The sequence below is a fragment of the Brevundimonas sp. genome, assembly GCF_035627055.1.
Taxonomy (GTDB): domain Bacteria; phylum Pseudomonadota; class Alphaproteobacteria; order Caulobacterales; family Caulobacteraceae; genus Brevundimonas.
In genome coordinates this window covers 86,499-102,102 of record NZ_DASPMM010000015.1, presented here as the reverse complement: position 1 = coordinate 102,102, position 15,604 = coordinate 86,499, and the positions used below count along the sequence as shown (strand labels likewise).

At 70.5% G+C, this 15,604-nt stretch carries 20 protein-coding genes and 1 tRNA gene; 11 read left to right on the top strand and 10 right to left on the bottom strand.

The window, feature by feature from the left end; all coding sequences use genetic code 11:
- Window position 1: 1 nt before the first annotated feature.
- Genes VEA98_RS07165 through queC form a run of 3 tightly spaced genes read right to left on the bottom strand, consistent with a single transcriptional unit; the run spans window position 2 to window position 1,721 of the window.
- Window positions 2–370 (bottom strand): 6-carboxytetrahydropterin synthase, encoded by a 369-nt coding sequence (locus VEA98_RS07165; RefSeq protein WP_324812306.1) that lies wholly within the window; start codon window positions 368–370, stop codon window positions 2–4.
- Window positions 370–1,005 carry a 7-carboxy-7-deazaguanine synthase gene (queE, locus tag VEA98_RS07160; RefSeq protein WP_324812566.1) on the bottom strand — a complete coding sequence of 212 codons (636 nt, stop codon included), beginning with the start codon at window positions 1,003–1,005 and terminating at the stop codon, window positions 370–372. Before queE ends, VEA98_RS07165 begins: the two co-directional genes overlap by 1 nt.
- Window positions 1,002–1,721, bottom strand: coding sequence for a 7-cyano-7-deazaguanine synthase QueC (queC, locus tag VEA98_RS07155; RefSeq protein ID WP_324812304.1), 720 nt, complete (start codon window positions 1,719–1,721; stop codon window positions 1,002–1,004). Before queC ends, queE begins: the two co-directional genes overlap by 4 nt.
- A 202-nt stretch (window positions 1,722–1,923) precedes the next feature.
- On the opposite strand from queC, the gene VEA98_RS07150 reads away from it, so the two are divergent.
- On the top strand, window positions 1,924–3,558 hold the full coding sequence (locus VEA98_RS07150; protein WP_324812563.1) for a response regulator: 1,635 nt from the start codon (window positions 1,924–1,926) through the stop codon (window positions 3,556–3,558).
- Here VEA98_RS07150 and VEA98_RS07145 read toward each other — a convergent pair.
- The gene (locus VEA98_RS07145; RefSeq protein WP_324812302.1) at window positions 3,555–4,583 is read right to left on the bottom strand and encodes a ligase-associated DNA damage response exonuclease; all 1,029 of its coding nucleotides are present in this window, start codon (window positions 4,581–4,583) and stop codon (window positions 3,555–3,557) included. The two genes, VEA98_RS07150 and VEA98_RS07145, sit on opposite strands and share 4 nt — an antisense overlap.
- An 83-nt stretch (window positions 4,584–4,666) precedes the next feature.
- Here VEA98_RS07145 and VEA98_RS07140 point away from each other — a divergent pair, with 83 nt between their 5' ends.
- The 7 genes from VEA98_RS07140 (at window position 4,667) to VEA98_RS07110 (ending at window position 8,068) form a co-directional block, all read left to right on the top strand.
- Window positions 4,667–5,113 (top strand): PaaI family thioesterase, encoded by a 447-nt coding sequence (locus tag VEA98_RS07140; protein WP_324812300.1) that lies wholly within the window; start codon window positions 4,667–4,669, stop codon window positions 5,111–5,113.
- Window positions 5,110–5,508, top strand: a complete 399-nt coding sequence (locus tag VEA98_RS07135) for a PaaI family thioesterase (RefSeq protein WP_324812297.1) — start codon at window positions 5,110–5,112, stop codon at window positions 5,506–5,508. The genes VEA98_RS07140 and VEA98_RS07135 overlap by 4 nt, the downstream gene beginning before the upstream one ends.
- Before the next feature lie 62 nt (window positions 5,509–5,570).
- Window positions 5,571–5,957: a hypothetical protein gene (locus VEA98_RS07130; RefSeq protein ID WP_324812294.1), complete on the top strand. Its 387-nt coding sequence runs from the start codon at window positions 5,571–5,573 to the stop codon at window positions 5,955–5,957.
- 34 nt (window positions 5,958–5,991) lie between these two features.
- Window positions 5,992–6,336: a hypothetical protein gene (locus tag VEA98_RS07125; RefSeq protein ID WP_324812291.1), complete on the top strand. Its 345-nt coding sequence runs from the start codon at window positions 5,992–5,994 to the stop codon at window positions 6,334–6,336.
- A 120-nt stretch (window positions 6,337–6,456) separates the two neighbouring features.
- Window positions 6,457–6,867 (top strand): hypothetical protein, encoded by a 411-nt coding sequence (locus VEA98_RS07120; RefSeq protein ID WP_324812288.1) that lies wholly within the window; start codon window positions 6,457–6,459, stop codon window positions 6,865–6,867.
- A 47-nt stretch (window positions 6,868–6,914) separates the two neighbouring features.
- Entirely contained in the window at window positions 6,915–7,343 is a 429-nt protein-coding gene (locus VEA98_RS07115) for a hypothetical protein (RefSeq protein ID WP_324812285.1), read from the top strand.
- 89 nt (window positions 7,344–7,432) lie between these two features.
- A complete protein-coding gene (locus VEA98_RS07110; protein WP_324812282.1) occupies window positions 7,433–8,068 on the top strand; it encodes a helix-turn-helix transcriptional regulator in 636 nt (211 codons plus the stop codon).
- 174 nt (window positions 8,069–8,242) lie between these two features.
- Here the strand turns inward: VEA98_RS07110 and VEA98_RS07105 are convergent, their stop codons facing one another.
- The 3 genes from VEA98_RS07105 to VEA98_RS07095 all read right to left on the bottom strand — a co-directional run bounded on the left by VEA98_RS07105 (window position 8,243) and on the right by VEA98_RS07095 (window position 11,037).
- Window positions 8,243–8,725: an SH3 domain-containing protein gene (locus VEA98_RS07105; RefSeq protein WP_324812280.1), complete on the bottom strand. Its 483-nt coding sequence runs from the start codon at window positions 8,723–8,725 to the stop codon at window positions 8,243–8,245.
- Between the two features lie 124 nt (window positions 8,726–8,849).
- Window positions 8,850–10,520 (bottom strand): lysine--tRNA ligase, encoded by a 1,671-nt coding sequence (locus tag VEA98_RS07100; protein ID WP_324812277.1) that lies wholly within the window; start codon window positions 10,518–10,520, stop codon window positions 8,850–8,852.
- 46 nt (window positions 10,521–10,566) lie between these two features.
- Window positions 10,567–11,037, bottom strand: a complete 471-nt coding sequence (locus VEA98_RS07095) for a hypothetical protein (protein WP_324812275.1) — start codon at window positions 11,035–11,037, stop codon at window positions 10,567–10,569.
- Between the two features lie 102 nt (window positions 11,038–11,139).
- Between VEA98_RS07095 and queA the strand changes: the two genes are divergently transcribed.
- Complete coding sequence (queA, locus tag VEA98_RS07090; protein WP_324812272.1) at window positions 11,140–12,231, top strand: tRNA preQ1(34) S-adenosylmethionine ribosyltransferase-isomerase QueA; 1,092 nt, start codon at window positions 11,140–11,142, stop codon at window positions 12,229–12,231.
- Window positions 12,228–13,349: a tRNA guanosine(34) transglycosylase Tgt gene (gene tgt, locus VEA98_RS07085; RefSeq protein WP_324812270.1), complete on the top strand. Its 1,122-nt coding sequence runs from the start codon at window positions 12,228–12,230 to the stop codon at window positions 13,347–13,349. Before queA ends, tgt begins: the two co-directional genes overlap by 4 nt.
- Here tgt and VEA98_RS07080 read toward each other — a convergent pair.
- The 3 genes from VEA98_RS07080 to VEA98_RS07070 form a co-directional block, all read right to left on the bottom strand.
- On the bottom strand, window positions 13,346–13,882 hold the full coding sequence (locus VEA98_RS07080) for a hypothetical protein (protein WP_324812266.1): 537 nt from the start codon (window positions 13,880–13,882) through the stop codon (window positions 13,346–13,348). The genes tgt and VEA98_RS07080 overlap by 4 nt on opposite strands.
- A gap of 42 nt (window positions 13,883–13,924) precedes the next feature.
- Entirely contained in the window at window positions 13,925–14,266 is a 342-nt protein-coding gene (locus VEA98_RS07075; RefSeq protein WP_324812263.1) for a hypothetical protein, read from the bottom strand.
- 64 nt (window positions 14,267–14,330) lie between these two features.
- A tRNA-Lys gene (locus VEA98_RS07070) sits at window positions 14,331–14,407 on the bottom strand.
- A 109-nt stretch (window positions 14,408–14,516) separates the two neighbouring features.
- Between VEA98_RS07070 and VEA98_RS07065 the strand changes: the two genes are divergently transcribed.
- Window positions 14,517–15,599 (top strand): CaiB/BaiF CoA-transferase family protein, encoded by a 1,083-nt coding sequence (locus VEA98_RS07065; RefSeq protein ID WP_324812262.1) that lies wholly within the window; start codon window positions 14,517–14,519, stop codon window positions 15,597–15,599.
- Window positions 15,600–15,604: the final 5 nt, after the last annotated feature.

Below are 15,604 nucleotides of genomic sequence, written 5' to 3'. Positions count from 1 at the left end.
TCTAGAGCGTCAGAACGCACCGCTCGTTGATGGTCGGGCGGGCCACCTGGACGCGGCACAGGCCCGGCCATTCCGGCGTCAGCCGCCGGGCGAACCACCGGCACAGGTTTTCGAGGCTGGGCAGTTCGAGCCCCGGCTTTTCGTTGAGCATGCCGTGGTCGAGCTCTTCCGCGGCGGCCTTGAGGGCCCGGTCCAGAGCGCCGAGGTCGGCGACCCAGCCGTGCTCGGCGTCCAGGGTCTCGCTGCGCACCGTCGCCTCGACCGTGAATGAATGGCCGTGGACGCGGCGGTAGATGCTGCCCTCGGGCTCGTTGGGAAAGTGGTGGGCGGCGTCGAAGGTCGCCTGTTTGGTGATTTCGAAGACGGGCATTAGCGGACGCCGATGTATTTGTGGGTCTGGACGCTGAGCCGCCATTTGGGATGGCTCAGGCAATAGTCGATGGCCGCCCCCGTATTGGCCTCGCGGTCGGGGCCGTCCATGGGCTGGAGCCAGAAGCGCTCGAAGGCGAGGTGCTCGAACCGGTCCGGCATGGCCGCCGGCTGCGGAAAGACCAGCTTCAGCTCCTGACCCGAGGTCTGGACCACGGGCGCGTCGGCCTTGGGGCTGACGCAGATCCAGTCGATCCCGGCCGGAGCGGCCAGCGTGCCGTTGGATTCTATGGCGATTTCGAAGCCGCGGGCGTGCAGGGCGTCGATCAGCGGGGCATCCAGCTGGAGCAGGGGCTCGCCGCCGGTGCAGACCACCAGCTTCGGGTCCCCTGCCCGTCCGCGCCACATCGAGGCGACGTGTTCGGCCAGGGCGTCGGCGGTGGCGAACTTGCCGCCGCCGTCGCCGTCGGTTCCGACGAAATCGGTGTCGCAGAAGGTGCAGACGGCCGTGGCGCGATCGCGCTCCAGCCCGTTCCACAGGTTGCAGCCTGCGAAGCGCAGGAAGACGGCCGGACGCCCGGCCTGCCCGCCTTCGCCCTGCACCGTCAGGAAGACTTCCTTCGCCGAATAGGTCACGGCCGGGCCACCCATTCGGCATGGCCCACGGCGCGCAGCTCGCAGGCCGGGCAGTCGCCGCAGCCGTAGCCCCAGGGCTGCCGGTGGTCGCGGTCGCCGCGGTAGCAGGTGTGCGAGGCCTCGACGATCAGTTCGACCAGCGGCTGGCCGCCAAGATCGTGGGCCAGCGCCCAGGTCTCCGCCTTGGTCAGGGCCATCAGCGGCGTCTCGATGACGACCGGTCTGTCGAGACCGAGGCTGAGCGCCTGCGCCATCGCCTCGATCGTGTCGCGCCGGCAGTCCGGATAGCCCGAGTAGTCGGTCTCGCACATGCCGCCGACCAGCACCTCCAGCCCCCGCCGGTCGGCCAGGGCGGCGGCGACGGTCAGGAAGACCAGGTTGCGGCCCGGAACGAAGGTGGTCGGCAGGCCGCGGGCGTCCAGCTCGATGGCCCGGTCGGCGGTCAGGGCGCTTTCGGCGATGCGGCCATAGCCGGTCAGGTCGACCACGTGATCCGGCCCCAGCCGGTCAGCCAGATGGGGCAGCACGAGGCCCATGCCCTCGCGGACGGCCAGGCGCGCCTGCATCTCGACGGCATGGCGCTGGCCATAGTCGAACCCGACCGTCTCCACCCGCTCAAAGCGCGTCAGCGCCCACGCCAGACAGGTGGCGCTGTCCTGTCCTCCGGAGAACAGCACGAGGGCGGATTTTGCAGGCGTTTTCAGTGAATCGCTCATGACAAACCTGCGGTCGGCCGGTCGGCCGCGCGCATGGACAAGGGTGATGGGCCGCTCCGGGACCGGGCCCGGGCGAGGGCGCGCCTTCTACACCAAGGGGCCGACCGGCGCAAAAGCGGCGCGAAAACGGCGGCGGGGCCTTAACGCTTCTGCAAACCGTTTCCTGCCAGTGTCCATGGCTCGAAGTGGAGTGCCGGTGAGTATGCCGACAATCGAAGTTCTCACCGAGCGCGCCGAGGCGGTGACGCCCCTGACGCTGGGAAGCGAGGTGTTCGCCCGCTTCGAGAGAGAACCCGACACCCTCGTCATCGCCGTCGTCGACGGCTGCCGCCCCGTCGGCCTGATCGAGCGCAACGCCTTCCTGCTGAAGATCGCCGGACCGTTCGGACACGCTCTCTACGCCCAGCGGCCGATCACCCATGTGATGGACGCCGAGCCGGCGGTCGTCGAGGCCGGCGTGGCCATCGACACTTTCTGCGACGCCCTGCAGAAGAGCGGCCCCGGCGCGCTGATGCGCGGCTTCATCGTCACCCGCAACGGCCGCTATCACGGCGTCGGCACGGCCGTGTCCCTGCTGCAGGCGGTCAACGACAGCCAGCGCCGCCAGAACGTCGAGCTGGCCGAACAGGCCCGCGAACTCAGCGACAGCCGGACCCAGGCGCTGATGGCGGCCCGGGCCAAGAGCCAGTTCCTGTCCATCATGAGCCACGAGCTGCGCACGCCGATGAACGGCGTCCTCGCGGTGGCCGAACTGTTGCGCCGCCAGCCGCTCAACGCCCAGGCGCACGCGCATGTGACGACGATCGTGGAATCTTCGGAGACCCTGCTGCGCATCCTGCAGGACGCCCTGGACCTGTCCCGGGCCGAGGCGGGCGAGCTGGCGCTGCAGGCCGAACCGACTCCGCTGCGGGGCCTGATGGACGACATCCAGGCCATGTGGGCGCCGCGCGCCTCGCAGGACAACGTCACCCTGATGATCGGCTATGAGGGCGACACCGACCTGGCCGCCGTCGTCGACGGAACGCGCCTGAAGCAGGTGTTCAACAACCTGATCGGCAACGCCCTGAAATTCGCCCGCAACGGCGTGGTCGAGGCGAGCCTGAAGGCCGTGGCCGCCGGCGACCGCATCACGCTGGAGGCCCGCATCCGCGACGATGGCCCGGGCGTGGACGCGGACCGCGTGGACCAGATCTTCGAACCCTTCGTGCATGGCTCCGGTCAGGACGGCGCCGGGCTGGGCCTGTCGATCTGCCGCCAGATCATCGACCGCATGGGCGGCCGCATCTGGGCCGAGAACAATCCCGGCCGCGGCGCGACCTTCGCCTTCGATCTGGAGGTCGACCGCACCCGCGTGGAGGCCGCGCCGGCGTCGAACATCCAGTCCCTGTCCGATCACGAGATGGCCAGCACGCCGCACATCCTGATCGTCGACGACAACGCCACCAACAGGGTCGTCGCCCAGGCCCTGTGCGAGATGTTCGGCTGCACCTCCGAGACGGCCGAGGACGGCGTCGAGGCCCTCGAGGCGGTGCAGGAGCGCCAGTTCGACCTTGTGCTGATGGACATCAAGATGCCGCGCATGGACGGGGTCCAGGCGACGCAGGCGATCCGGGCCCTGGCCGCGCCGGTCAACGCCATTCCGATCGTGGCCCTGACCGCCAACGCCGACCCGGACGACGCCCGAAAATACCTCGCCTGCGGCATGGCCGCCGTGGTCGAGAAGCCGATCAAGCCCGAACGGCTGCGCATGGCCATGAACGCGGCCCTGGATCAGATCGCCGCGTCCAACGCCGCCGCCGCGCCGGCCAAGGGCCGGGCCTCGCGCTCGGCCGCCTAGACCGCTTCCGCCACGGCCTCCTCGTCCTCGTCGTCATAGCCGACCAGCCGCAGGGCCCTCGCCTTGTGGCCGTTCAGCTCGCACCAGCGCAGCAGGCCTTCCTCGCGGCCGTGGGTGATCCACACTTCCTCCGGCCGGAGCTCGGCGAAGGTGGCGGTCAGTTCGGGCCAGTCGGCGTGGTCCGACAGCACCAGCGGCAGCTCGACGCCCCGCTGCCGGGCCCGGGCGCGCACGCCCATCCAGCCGGAGGCGAAGGCCAGCACGGGATCGGCGAAGCGGCGCGACCAGCGGTCCTGGGTCGCTGAAGGCGGGGCGATGACCACCTCGCCGCCCAGGGCGTTCGGCTTCAGGCCGGTCGCGGGCGACAACGGGCCGAGGTCGACCCCCTCGCGCTCATAGAGCCGATTCAGCCGCTCCAGCGCGCCATGGACGTAGATCGGCCGGTCCCAGCCGGCCTCGCGCAGCAGGCGGATGACCCGCTGCGCCTTGCCCAGCGCATAGGCCCCGACCAGATGGGCGCGGTCCGGGAACTGGCGCAGGGAGTGGATCAGGCGGCCGATCTCCCCGGCGTCCGGCGGATGGACGAAGACCGGCAGGCCGAACGTGGCCTCCGAGATGAAGACGTCGCAGGGCACGGGCTCGAAGAGGGCGCAGGTCGGGTCGCGGCGGCGCTTGTAGTCGCCGGAGACCACCATGGTCAGGCCCTTCCACCGGATCACCGCCTGGGCCGAGCCGAGCACATGTCCGGCGGGGACCAGCCTCACCTCGACCCCGTTGTGGGACGCGCTCTCTCCATAGCCGACGGGCTGCTCGCGCCCGGCGAACGCCTCGCCGTAGCGCTCGGCCATGATGGCCAGCGTTTGCGGCGTGGCCAGCACGGCGCCGTGCCCGGCCCGGGCGTGATCCGAATGGCCGTGGGTGACCACCGCCCGGTCGACCGGCCGGACCGGATCGACGTAAAAGTCGCCCGGCGGGCAGTACAGGCCGGCCGGGGTCGGCCTGAGCAGGTCCTCGAAGCGGATCATGGGTCGGATATGGGCCCTCGCAGCCGATGGAGAACGCGCGAGCCGCGCTTGCGTCCACGCCCGCCTCCGGTTGATAGCAGGGCATGGCGTCCGCGACCCTCGTTTCCCTGTTGCCCCAGCTCGCCTCCGGCGCGGCCCACACGCATGCGCTGGGCTTCGCCTATGAGGGGCTCGAAGGAGACCGGGTGCGCATCCGCGTGCCGTGGCGCGAGGACCTGGTCGGGGATCCCGACACCGGCGTGCTGGCGGGCGGCCTGGTCACCGCCCTGCTCGACCACGTCGGCGGCCTGGCGGTGTGGATCGCGCTGGATCAGTTCGAGCCGATCGCGACCCTCGACCTGCGCGTCGACTACATGCGGGCGGCGGAGCCGGGGCGGGCCCTGATCGCCGAGGCGCGCTGCTATCGCCTGACCCATTCCATCGCCTTCGTACGGGCCTGGGCCTTCGAGGACAGTCCCGACGACCCGGTTGCGGCGGCCCAGGCGACCTATGTGCTCAGCGCCCGCGACGGGCGGGAGGCGGCGAAATGAGCGAACTGCTCGGCCGTCTGCCGTACGCCCGCTTCCTCGGCCTGACCTCGGATCAGGCCGGCGACGCCCTGACCGTGACCATGCCGTTCGCCGACCGGCTGATCGGCAATCCCATGCTGCCGGCCCTGCACGGCGGGGCTACGGCGGCCCTGCTGGAGCTGACTGCAGTGGCGCAGGTCGCCCTCTCCTACCCCAGGTTGCGCCTTCCGCGGCCGATCAACGTGACGGTCGCCTATCTGCGCACCGGCCGGCCCGCGGACGTCCATGCCCGCGCCCGGATCAGCAAGGCCGGGCGGCGGGTCGCCCATGTGCTGGCCGAGGCCTGGCAGGAGGACGAGGCGCAGCCGATCGCCTCGCTGACCGCGCACTTCCTGGTCTCAACCTACGATCTCTAGTTGTATAGTGTTGTAACGTCCGATTGCTTCTCCTAGGTGATGGTTAATCACGGGAGGACAACATGACGAGACAAGGCATCGGGGAAGCCCTCGCGGCCCGCCTCTACTCAGCCGAATCGGCGATCGACAGGGCGATGGCGGAAGCCGCCGCGCTTGCGGCCGCCCTGCCTGGAGCCCGCGCCGAAGCCTATTTGTCGGCCGTCACCGGCCAGCGCGCCTTCTCCGGCGCGGCGGCCGCGATCGGCGCCCTGGCCGAGGCGCGGGGACATCTGGTCCAGACCCACACCACCCTCGCCGCCCTCGCCCGACGGCTCGGCCTGGAGGCGCTCGCGGCCGGTCCTGTCGACAAGCCCGGGGACACGCCGCCCATCGGCGGCGTGTGTCCGGAAGGCGACACAGAGCGCCGCATGGTGAACAAATCCCTACCGAGTACTGCAGAGTTATGTTAAGGCCTCGTTTACCTGTTTTGTTTGGAGGCTTCTCATGGATAAGGCTCAAGTGATCGCCAGCGTCGCGGGCGATCTGAATGCGACGGAGCAGTCCGTTGACGAGGCCATCACCCGCGCCACGACTTTGGTGCAGTCGATGATCGGCGCCCGTACGGCGCTCAACCTCTCCCCGGTCGCCGCCGCCGAGGCCCAGGCCAAGGCCTTGGAGGCCATCGCCCAGCTCGGCGCCGCCCGTCAGGCCCTGGTGGCCTGCCACGGCGAACTGGCCAAGGACCATCGGCGCCTGGGCTACGGCGTCTACGCCGGTCCGATGGGCAAAGGTGAAGGCGGCAGTGAGCGGCCGCCGACCACGGGCGAGCATCGGCTCCGCGCGGTCTAAATTCGAGGTAATGTCAGCGACCGGGCATTTCCGCTTTCGCTGACTTCAGGCACTGTCGCCCCCGTGCTTTACTCGCACGGGGGCGATTCTGTGTTTGACTCAATCCACGTCCAGATTGGCATGGCGCTCGCGGCGGTCGTCGTGGGTTTCATGTTCATCAAGGGCGACGAGCCGGAAAGGATCGCCGGCGGCTTTTACATGTTGATCAGCCTGGCGATGGTCTTCACCTCGGACCACGAGGTTGAAGGTGCGCCGCTGTGGGGCAGAATGGCGCTCGACAGTCTCCAGCTCGTCGTCTTTCTCGGGCTGGTGCTGCATAGCCGGCGGACCTGGCTGATCTGGGCATCGGCATTTCAGGCGCTGATCATCACCGGCCACATCCTGGTCGCCGCCAATCTCCGCCCGTCCCTCGTCGCGTTCGCCGCCATGAACAATGTGGCGAACTACGGCGTCCTCGTCGCCATGGCGGTGGGCACCTTCTGGGTGTGGCAGGAGCGACGGGCCGCCTCCATGGGGGGCGGAAAGGTCTAGAAGGCCTCCCGCCCGCGGCGTAGCCTCCCGAACGGAGGGGCCATCGCGTGTTCGACACCATCTATTCGCAGGTCGGAGCGGCGGTCGGCGTGGTCGTCGTCGCCTTCGCCTTCCTGAAGGGCGACGAGCCCGAACGGGTCGGCGGCGCCGTCTACGCCCTCGCCGCCCTCGCCGCCCTTCTGGTCCAGGACGACGCCGGCCTGTACGGCCCGCAGTGGGGCCTGATGGCCGTCGACGTCGTCACCCTCGCCGCCTGGGCCGCCCTGGCGTGGAAGAGCCGGCGGTCGTGGCCGGTCTGGGCCAGCGCGCTTCAGTCGCTGATCGTCATGACCCACGTTCTCACCCTGGTGGACGTCCGGCCGCCGATTGTCGCCTTCTACGCCGTCATCAACCTGGCGAATTACGGCGTGCTGCTGGCCCTTGCCCTCGGCGCCGCCCACGCCTGGCGCGACCGGCGCGCGCTCGGGCTGGAATAGCCCGGCTCCGGGGCATAGGTGGATATTCCTATCGTCATGCGGTATCGTGGGCCGAATCGGCTCCCCGGAGCCGTCGCGGACTCGCCGACATGCCCCTCTCCCACGGCCAGCTCTGGAAGGCGATCGACGGCCTGGCCCGGCGCGAGGGGATCAGCGTCTCGGCCCTGGCGCGGCGGGCGGGACTGGACGCCACCAGCTTCAATCCGTCCAAGCGCTTCGGTCCGGGCGATCCGCCGCGGCCGCGCTGGCCCTCGACCGAGAGCCTGACCCAGGTCCTGCAGGCCGCCGGCCTGTCCCTCGGCGAGTTCGCGGCCCTGGCCCACGATGCGCCCGAGCGCGCCGCGACCGTGCCGATGCTGGGCATGGCCCAGGCCGGGCAGGACGGCTTCTTCGACGACGCCGGCCTGCCGGTCGGCGACGGCTGGGAACAGACCGAACTGCCGCGCCCGAAGGAGACCCTGCTGAGCCTGCGGGTCACCGGCGACTCCATGGCTCCCGTGTACCGCGAGGGCGACCGCATCATCGTCGACCGCGAGGCCTCGGACGTCCGCAGGGGCGACCGGGTGGTGGTGCGCACGACCGGCGGCGAGACCCTGGCCAAGGAGGTGGCCGGGCTGACCGCGCGCGCGGTGACCCTGGCTTCGGTCAACCCGGCCTATGAGCCGCGCGTCGTGGCCCGCAAGGACATCCTCTGGATGGGCCGCATCCTCTGGGTCAGCCAATAGGTTTGGCGGCGGTCGTCGGCCCTCCGGGACCTCCCGACCCGACGGGCCTGGCGCTTCGCGCATGCCCCCGCGCTCAAACAGCGAGCGGCCGCGCCGCGAGCGTCAGCGCCGTCAAGACAACAAAGGCCGCCCTTCGCGGGGCGGCCTCGTCGTCGTTCGGGGAGGACCGGCGGCTCAGTAGCTGGTCACATAGTGGGCGTTGACCCAGCCGCCGCCGGCGATCTGGACCCATTCGCCCTGCGAACCGATGGCCGAGAACGGCTGGCCGGCCGACAGGCTGCCGACCTGGCGATAGTTGGTCCCGGGGCCCGAGCGGATGCGCAGGTTCGAGGTGGCGCGGTAGCCGCCGGCGTTGGCCTGGGCGTCGGCGCGGGCGCGCTGCTGGTTGCAGCCGATGTAGGAGCCGGCCGCAGCGCCCGCGCCGGCGCCGACCACGGCGCCGAGGGTGCGCTCATTGTCCGAGATCTGGCTGCCGGCCAGACCGCCGACGATCGCGCCGATGATGGCGCCGGTCCTCTGGCGTCCGCCGGGGGCGTCGCAGCTGGTGATGCCGTTGGAGCGCGACTGCGCCATGGCGGCGGTCGGCAGGGCGGCCGGGGCCAGCGAGGCCAGCACGGCCGCCGAGGCCAGAGCGACGGTGATCTTGTTCTTCGACATGGCTCATCTCCTGTCATCGAGTTGGTCGATGGCAGGCACAATGCGCGGCCGGACATGAAGGCTCCCGGAGGCGCCCCGTTATGTTCGGTTCACGTACGTTACCAGACGAACGCCGGTCGGCAGCTCAGGAGGCGAGCGCGCCGTCCGCCCCGTCCTCGATCAGCTTGATTGTCTGGGGCAGGCCGTAGATGGCCGCGAAGGAGCCGAAGCGCGGCCCCTGCGACGCGCCCAGCAGCACCTCGTACAGGGCCCCGAACCAGGCCCGCAGCGGCTCGAAGGCGTGTTCCTTGCCCACCGCATAGACCTCGGCCTGGATCAGCTCCCCGTCGGTGGTGTCCGCCGGCAGGGCCTTCAGCCGCGCCGCCAGATCGAGCAGCGCCGCCTTTTCCTTGTCGTCGGGCAGGCGGTAGGCCTTGGTCGGTCTGACGAAGTCTTCGTAGTAGTTCAGCGCCCGGTCCATCAGCTGGTCCAGCAGCGGCTCGTTCTCCGGCGTCGCCTCGGGCAGGTATTTCGCGAAATAGGCCCACAGCTGCGCCTTGGACGAGGCGTTGGCCACGCCGACCAGGTTGAGCAGCAGGGCGAACGACACCGGCGAGGTGTGGCCGGGCGGGTTTCCGGCGTGGATCGACCAGACGGCGTTGTCGATCCGCTTGGCGGGTTCCTGCGTCTTGTAGGCCTCGATGAAGGCCAGATAGTCGTCGATGGCCCGTGGAATGACGTTGAAGTGCAGCGACTTGGCCGACTTCGGCGACTGGAACATGTACCAGCTCAGGCTCTCCGGCGTGCCGTAGCGCAGCCACTCGTCCATCGTCAGGCCGTTGCCCTTGGACTTGGAGATCTTCTTGCCTTCGATGTCGAGGAACAGCTCGAAATTGAAGCCCTCCGGCGGGACGCCGCCCAAGGCGCGACAGATCTTGCCGCTCTCGCGCACGCTTTCGATCAGGTCCTTGCCCGACATCTCATAGTCGACGTCCAGCGCCGTCCAGCGCATGGCCCAGTCGGGCTTCCACTGCAGCTTTACGTGGCCGCCGGTGACCGGGACCTCGGTGCGGCCGCCAGCGGGGTCGTCGAACACGATCGTGCCCTTGGCCACGTTCCGCTCCAGCGTCGGCACCTGCAGCACATGGCCGGTGACCGGGCTGACCGGCAGGAAGGGCGAATAGGTGGCGCGGCGTTCCTCGCCGAGGGTGGGCAGCATGATGGCCTGGACGGCGTCGAACCGCTCAAGCAGACGCAGCAGGACCTCGTCGAACCGGCCCGACCGGTACTGCTCCGTCGACGACAGGAACTCGTATTCGAAGCCGAAGCCGTCGAGGAAGGCGCGCAGACGGGCGTTGTTGTGGGCGCCGAAGCTGTCGTGCGTGCCGAACGGGTCGCGGACCACCGTCAGCGGCTTGTGCAGGTCCTCCCGCAGCATCTCGGGATTGGGGATGCCGTCCGGGACCTTGCGGAGCCCGTCCATGTCGTCGCTGAAGGCCACCAGCCGCGTCGGCCAGTGGTCGCCGGTCAGGGCGCGGAAGGCGTTGCGCACCATGGTGGTGCGCGCCACCTCGCCGAAGGTGCCCATGTGCGGCAGGCCGGACGGGCCGTAGCCGGTCTCCAGCACCACCGGCCGCTGCAGCGCCTCGAACGTCGCCAGCGCCTCGTCCGCCTTCCCGGCGTCGATCAGCAGTCTGGCGGCGTCGCGTTCCGCGTCCGACAGCCGCTTCTTCAAAACGTGGTTCAGAAGATTGCGGGCCTGTTCGAACGGCCAGGACCTGGCGTCGCGCGCGAGGGTTTCGAGGTTCTGCAGCATGGGCGCGGTTTGCAGCTTCCCGGCCCGCCGGTCAACGCGCGGTCGCTCAGCCCCGGCGGTTCAGGGCCCAGGCGACCACGGCCACGCCCGCGCTGACCACGAGCGCGTCCTCGATCAGGCCGCTCTTCGTCTGGCCGATCCGCCGCATGACGCGCTTGCGGCCCGCAAGGGTGGCGTAGGCCAGCGGCGTGGCTGTGGCGATGGCGAGCAGTCCGCCGGCTTTCTCCCGCCCCTTCGGAGCCAGCGCCGCGCCCGCGATGCCGGCGCTCATCACCCGGGCCAGCAGGCCCAGAAACACCGTGCGATCCGGCGCTGACTTCATCTTGTCGCCGAACAGCTCGCCCACGCCCATGGCCAGGGCGCCGGCGGTAAACACCGGATGCCCCAGCAGGACCAGACGCCCCGGAGTCTCGCGCCCGGCGAGATGCGCCCCGGCGAGGGCCGCCATCGGGGTCATCGATCGGGCGCTGGCGACTGCGCCGATCAGGGCGGACGGAAGGAGAGCGGGTGATTTCATTCCGCTCCAACCCGCCCGGCCGCATCCGGTTCATGGCCTCGCTTGGCATGGGATCGCGCCCGCCTTGACCCCGCCCCATCCCCGTGGCCTTTGCGCCGCCTGATGAAGACCGCCGAGTTCGACTTCGACCTGCCGGAAGACCGGATTGCGCTGCGCCCCGCGGAGCCGCGGGATTCCGCGCGCCTGCTGGTGGTGCGGGATGGCGGCCTCGAAGATCGGGTTGTCCGCGACCTGCCGGACTTCCTGCGGCCCGGCGACGCCCTGGTGTTCAACGACACGCGGGTGATCCCGGCGCGGCTGTCGGGCGTGCGCGAGCGGATCGGGCCGGAGGGCGAGACCCTGACCGTCGAGGTCGAGGCGACGCTGCACCACCGCGACGCGCCAGACGTCTGGTCGGCCTTCATGAAGCCGGGCAAGCGGATCAAGGCCGGCGACCGGGTGCGGTTCGGGGCCGAGGCGGACGGGGCCTGCCTGCGGGGACGGCTGGACGCCACGGTCGAGGCCAAGGGCGAGGACGGCCTGGTCACCCTGCGCTTCGACCTGTCCGGGCCGTTCCTGGACGAGGCGATCCGCGACGTCGGCGTCATGCCCCTGCCGCCCTACATCGCCGCCAAACGGGCCGAGGACGACCGCGACCGGTCGGACTACCAGACCATCTTCGCCCACTGGGACGGCTCGGTGGCGGCGCCGACGGCGGGGCTGCACTTCACGCCGGCGCTGATGGCGGCGATCGAGGCGAAGGGCGTCTCGGCCCACGCCGTGACCCTGCACGTCGGGGCGGGCACCTTCCTGCCGGTCAAGGCCGACGACACCGCCGATCACCGGATGCATGCCGAGTGGGGCGAGGTGTCCGCCGATACCGCCGCCGCCCTGAACGCCGTCCGCGCCGCCGGCGGCCGCATCGTCTGCGTCGGCACCACCTCGCTGCGCCTGCTGGAGAGCGCCACGGACGAGGATGGCGCAGTGCGGCCCTTCCACGGCGACACGGCCATCTTCATCACCCCCGGCTACCGTTTCCGCGCCGCCGACGTGCTGATGACCAATTTCCACCTGCCGAAGTCGACCCTGTTCATGCTGGTCAGCGCCTTCGCCGGACTGGAGACCATGAAGGCCGCCTATGCGCATGCGGTGGCGGAGGGGTACCGGTTCTATTCCTATGGGGATGGCTCGCTGCTATTCCGCGCGGCTCCATGACCTTCGCCTTCGACATCTCCGCCACCGACGGCCGCGCCCGAACCGGGGTGCTCAAGACGCCGCGCGGCGACATCCGCACGCCCGCCTTCATGCCGGTCGGCACGGCCGCCACGGTCAAGGCGCTGACGGTGGATCAGGTGAAGCAGACCGGGGCCGACATCCTGCTGGGCAACACCTATCACCTGATGCTGCGGCCGGGGCCGGAGCGGATGGAGCGGCTGGGCGGGCTCCACAATTTCATGCGCTGGGACAAGCCGATCCTGACCGACTCGGGCGGCTTCCAGGTCATGTCCCTGTCCGGGATTTCGAAGCTGACCGAGGAGGCGGTGACCTTCTCCAGCCATATCGACGGCTCGAAGCATGTACTGACGCCCGAGCGGTCTATCGAGATCCAGGCCGACCGGCTGGGCTCGGACATCGTCATGCAGCTGGACGAATGCGTCGCCTGGCCGGCCGAGGAGCCGCGCGCTCGGTCGGGCATGGAGCTGTCGGCGCGCTGGGCGAGGCGGTCGAAGGACGCCTTCGGGACGCGGGATGCGCAGGCCCTGTTCGGCATCCAGCAGGGTTCGACGTTCGAGACCCTGCGCCGCGAGTCGTCGGACCGGCTGCGGGAGATCGGCTTCGACGGCTACGCCATCGGCGGCCTGGCCGTCGGCGAGGGCCATCAGGCCATGTGCGAGGTGCTGGACTATGCGCCGCAGATGCTGCCCGCCGACCGGCCGCGCTACCTGATGGGCGTCGGCAAGCCCGTCGATCTGGTCGAGGCGGTGTACCGCGGGGTCGACATGTTCGACTGCGTCCTGCCCACCCGCGCCGGGCGGCATGGTCAGGCCTGGACGTGGAATGGCCCGATCAACCTGAAGAACGCCCGCTTCGCCGAGGATCAGGATCCGCTGGACCCCCAAGTCCCCTGCCCGGCCTCCGTCGACTATTCAAAAGCCTATCTGCATCACCTGATCCGGGCCGACGAGATCCTCGGCAAGGTGCTGCTGAGCTGGCACAACATCGCCTTCTTCCAAGCCCTGACCGCGGCGATGGGGGCGGCGATCGCCGAGGGCCGGCTCGAGGCCTTCCGGCGCGACTTCCACGCCCGCCACGTCACCAACGGCGCCGGCTAGCGCTGGCTTCGGCCGCGCGGCCGGAACCAAGCGGGGGCCGCCGGCGGGGCGCAGTTGCGGTTCATCCCGACGCCCTTCAGGAAGGCCCGCCGCATCCGTCCCGCCTGGATGGCCGACTGCACATGGCGGCTGTGCTGCTCGGCCCCCGACAGACGCCGGATCCAGCTGCGGCCGGGGATGAAGTCGGTGGTGGCGTCGCGGATGGCGTCGAGCGCCGCCCTTGACGCGGCGTCCGAGGCCCGTTCGCCCAAGGTCGAACCGTCGGGCGCCGGCGGCTCGTCGGTGTCGGGGCCCAAGGCATCGTTCAGACGGGCGATCTCGGCCCCGATGGTGGCGCAGTGGTTCAGGTTGCGCAGGTCGTAGGGATTGGCCTCCGCCTGCAGCAGCACGGTCGGGATGTACTGGCGGCGCAGGTTCAGGTCATCCAGCGGCGCGGTCGCCGCCGCCCCCACGCCGGAGCCGAAATCCTTCACCGCCCCGCCGCAGCCGGAGAGCAGGACCGCAACGGCAGTGAACAGGACGAGCGCGCGCATGGGGTCTTGAACCACGCCCGGGCCCGAACCGGAAGGCCCCGCCTAGCGCCCGTCGGCCGAGCCGGTCTTGACCCGGTTGCGGTTGCCGGCGCGGGTCTTGGGTCCCTGCTGGTCCATCTTCTCGGTCCGTTCGGGCCGGTTGCGATTCGTGCTCCCCAGCTGGACGTCGTCGGCCCCCAGCGGATCGCCCTCGTCCATGAAGTCGGCCACCTCGCCGGCGGCCGGCGGCGCCAGGGTCGAGTCCGACACGTCGGAGGCGGCATAGCTGCGCGGCTCGGGGCGCAGACCCTCGCCCCCCGCCTGCGTCTGATCGCCGGGGCCGACGGGATCGGTGGCGGCGTTCTGGGCCGTGGCCTTCGAGGAATGGACGTTCTGATGCGGCATGGCGGGCTCCTTCGCTGTCTTTCGACAACGGGGCCTGCCTGCCGTCAGTTCCTGCAAAAGGAGGTGGTACGTCCTCTCGGGCTCGAACCGAGGACCCTCTGATTAAAAGTCAGATGCTCTAACCAACTGAGCTAAGGACGCACACCGACGCGGCCCGCGCTTGCGCGCCGCGACGCGCCTTCTGTTGCAAAGCGGGGCCGGGGTCAAGCGTCGCCTCGACGGTCATGACCGCGACGGCTAGGAAATGGCCATGAAACCTCTGTCCGGCCTGCGCATCCTCGAGTTCGACGGCCTCGGCCCGGTGACCTTCGCGGGCATGGTGCTGGCCGATCTCGGGGCCGAGGTGCTGCGCCTGACCCGCGGCGCCTCGGCGGGGGCGCCGGCGTTCAGCGAGGTCGGGGGCGCGATCCTGCACCGGGGGCGCCCGGCCGTCGAAGCGGATCTGAAGGACACGGCCGATCTGGAGCGGGTGCGCGGCCTGGTCGCCTCGGCCGACGCCCTGATCGAGGGGTTCCGGCCCGGGGTGATGGAGCGGCTTGGACTGGGGCCGGAGCCCTGCGCGGCGCTCAACCCCCGACTCGTCTACGGCCGGATCACCGGCTGGGGCCAGACGGGGCCGATGGCGCGGCAGGTCGGTCACGATCTCAACTACATCGCCCTGTCCGGGGCCCTGTCGATGATGGGCGAGCCGGACCGGCCGCCGCCGCCGCCGCTGAACGTGGTGGGCGACTATGGCGGCGGGGCCATGCTGCTGGCCGTCGGCGTGCTTGCCGGCCTGCTGGAGGCGAAGACGACCGGCCGCGGGCGGGTGGTGGATGCGGCGATGACCGACGGCTCGGCCCTGCTGACCAGCCTGTTCCATGCGCTCGCCGCCAAGGGGCTGTGGAGCGACGCGCGCGGGGCCAATCTGCTGGATGGGGGCGCGCCCTTCTACCGCTGCTACGCCTGCCGCGATGGCCGCTTCGTGGCCGTGGGGGCGCTGGAGCCGCGGTTCTACGCCGCCCTGCTGGAGGGGCTCGGCATTCCGGCGGCGGAGGCCCCGCAGCACGACGGCGGCCGCTGGCCGGCGCTGCACGCCCGATTCGCGGCCGAGTTCGCCGCCCGGGACCGGGACGACTGGGCCGCCCGTTTCGCCGACAGCGACGCCTGCGTCACGCCGGTTCTGACTTTGCCCGAGGCGACGGCGCATCCCCACAACGCAGCGCGCGGGACCTTCGTCGAACAGGGCGTCATCCAGCCGGCGCCGGCGCCGCGCTTCGGTGGCGAGCCGCCCGCGGTCACGCCGCAGCCTCCGGCCCTCTCGCTGGATGAGGCGATCGCCGGCTGGCGCTGAGAGCG

Bases quoted from the DNA above. Each gene is read 5' to 3' on its own strand.
- VEA98_RS07150 (WP_324812563.1), top strand. From the start codon at position 1,924: ATGCCGACAATCGAAGTTCTCACCGAGCGCGCCGAGGCGGTGACGCCC.
- queA (WP_324812272.1), top strand. From the start codon at position 11,140: ATGAAGACCGCCGAGTTCGACTTCGACCTGCCGGAAGACCGGATTGCG.
- VEA98_RS07125 (WP_324812291.1), top strand. From the start codon at position 5,992: ATGGATAAGGCTCAAGTGATCGCCAGCGTCGCGGGCGATCTGAATGCG.
- tgt (WP_324812270.1), top strand. From the start codon at position 12,228: ATGACCTTCGCCTTCGACATCTCCGCCACCGACGGCCGCGCCCGAACC.
- VEA98_RS07075 (WP_324812263.1), bottom strand. From the start codon at position 14,266: ATGCCGCATCAGAACGTCCATTCCTCGAAGGCCACGGCCCAGAACGCC.
- VEA98_RS07110 (WP_324812282.1), top strand. From the start codon at position 7,433: ATGCCCCTCTCCCACGGCCAGCTCTGGAAGGCGATCGACGGCCTGGCC.
- VEA98_RS07165 (WP_324812306.1), bottom strand. From the start codon at position 370: ATGCCCGTCTTCGAAATCACCAAACAGGCGACCTTCGACGCCGCCCAC.
- VEA98_RS07120 (WP_324812288.1), top strand. From the start codon at position 6,457: ATGGCGCTCGCGGCGGTCGTCGTGGGTTTCATGTTCATCAAGGGCGAC.
- VEA98_RS07100 (WP_324812277.1), bottom strand. From the start codon at position 10,520: ATGCTGCAGAACCTCGAAACCCTCGCGCGCGACGCCAGGTCCTGGCCG.
- VEA98_RS07065 (WP_324812262.1), top strand. From the start codon at position 14,517: ATGAAACCTCTGTCCGGCCTGCGCATCCTCGAGTTCGACGGCCTCGGC.
- VEA98_RS07080 (WP_324812266.1), bottom strand. From the start codon at position 13,882: ATGCGCGCGCTCGTCCTGTTCACTGCCGTTGCGGTCCTGCTCTCCGGC.
- VEA98_RS07130 (WP_324812294.1), top strand. From the start codon at position 5,571: ATGACGAGACAAGGCATCGGGGAAGCCCTCGCGGCCCGCCTCTACTCA.
- VEA98_RS07095 (WP_324812275.1), bottom strand. From the start codon at position 11,037: ATGAAATCACCCGCTCTCCTTCCGTCCGCCCTGATCGGCGCAGTCGCC.
- VEA98_RS07140 (WP_324812300.1), top strand. From the start codon at position 4,667: ATGGCGTCCGCGACCCTCGTTTCCCTGTTGCCCCAGCTCGCCTCCGGC.
- VEA98_RS07105 (WP_324812280.1), bottom strand. From the start codon at position 8,725: ATGTCGAAGAACAAGATCACCGTCGCTCTGGCCTCGGCGGCCGTGCTG.
- VEA98_RS07135 (WP_324812297.1), top strand. From the start codon at position 5,110: ATGAGCGAACTGCTCGGCCGTCTGCCGTACGCCCGCTTCCTCGGCCTG.
- VEA98_RS07145 (WP_324812302.1), bottom strand. From the start codon at position 4,583: ATGATCCGCTTCGAGGACCTGCTCAGGCCGACCCCGGCCGGCCTGTAC.
- queC (WP_324812304.1), bottom strand. From the start codon at position 1,721: ATGAGCGATTCACTGAAAACGCCTGCAAAATCCGCCCTCGTGCTGTTC.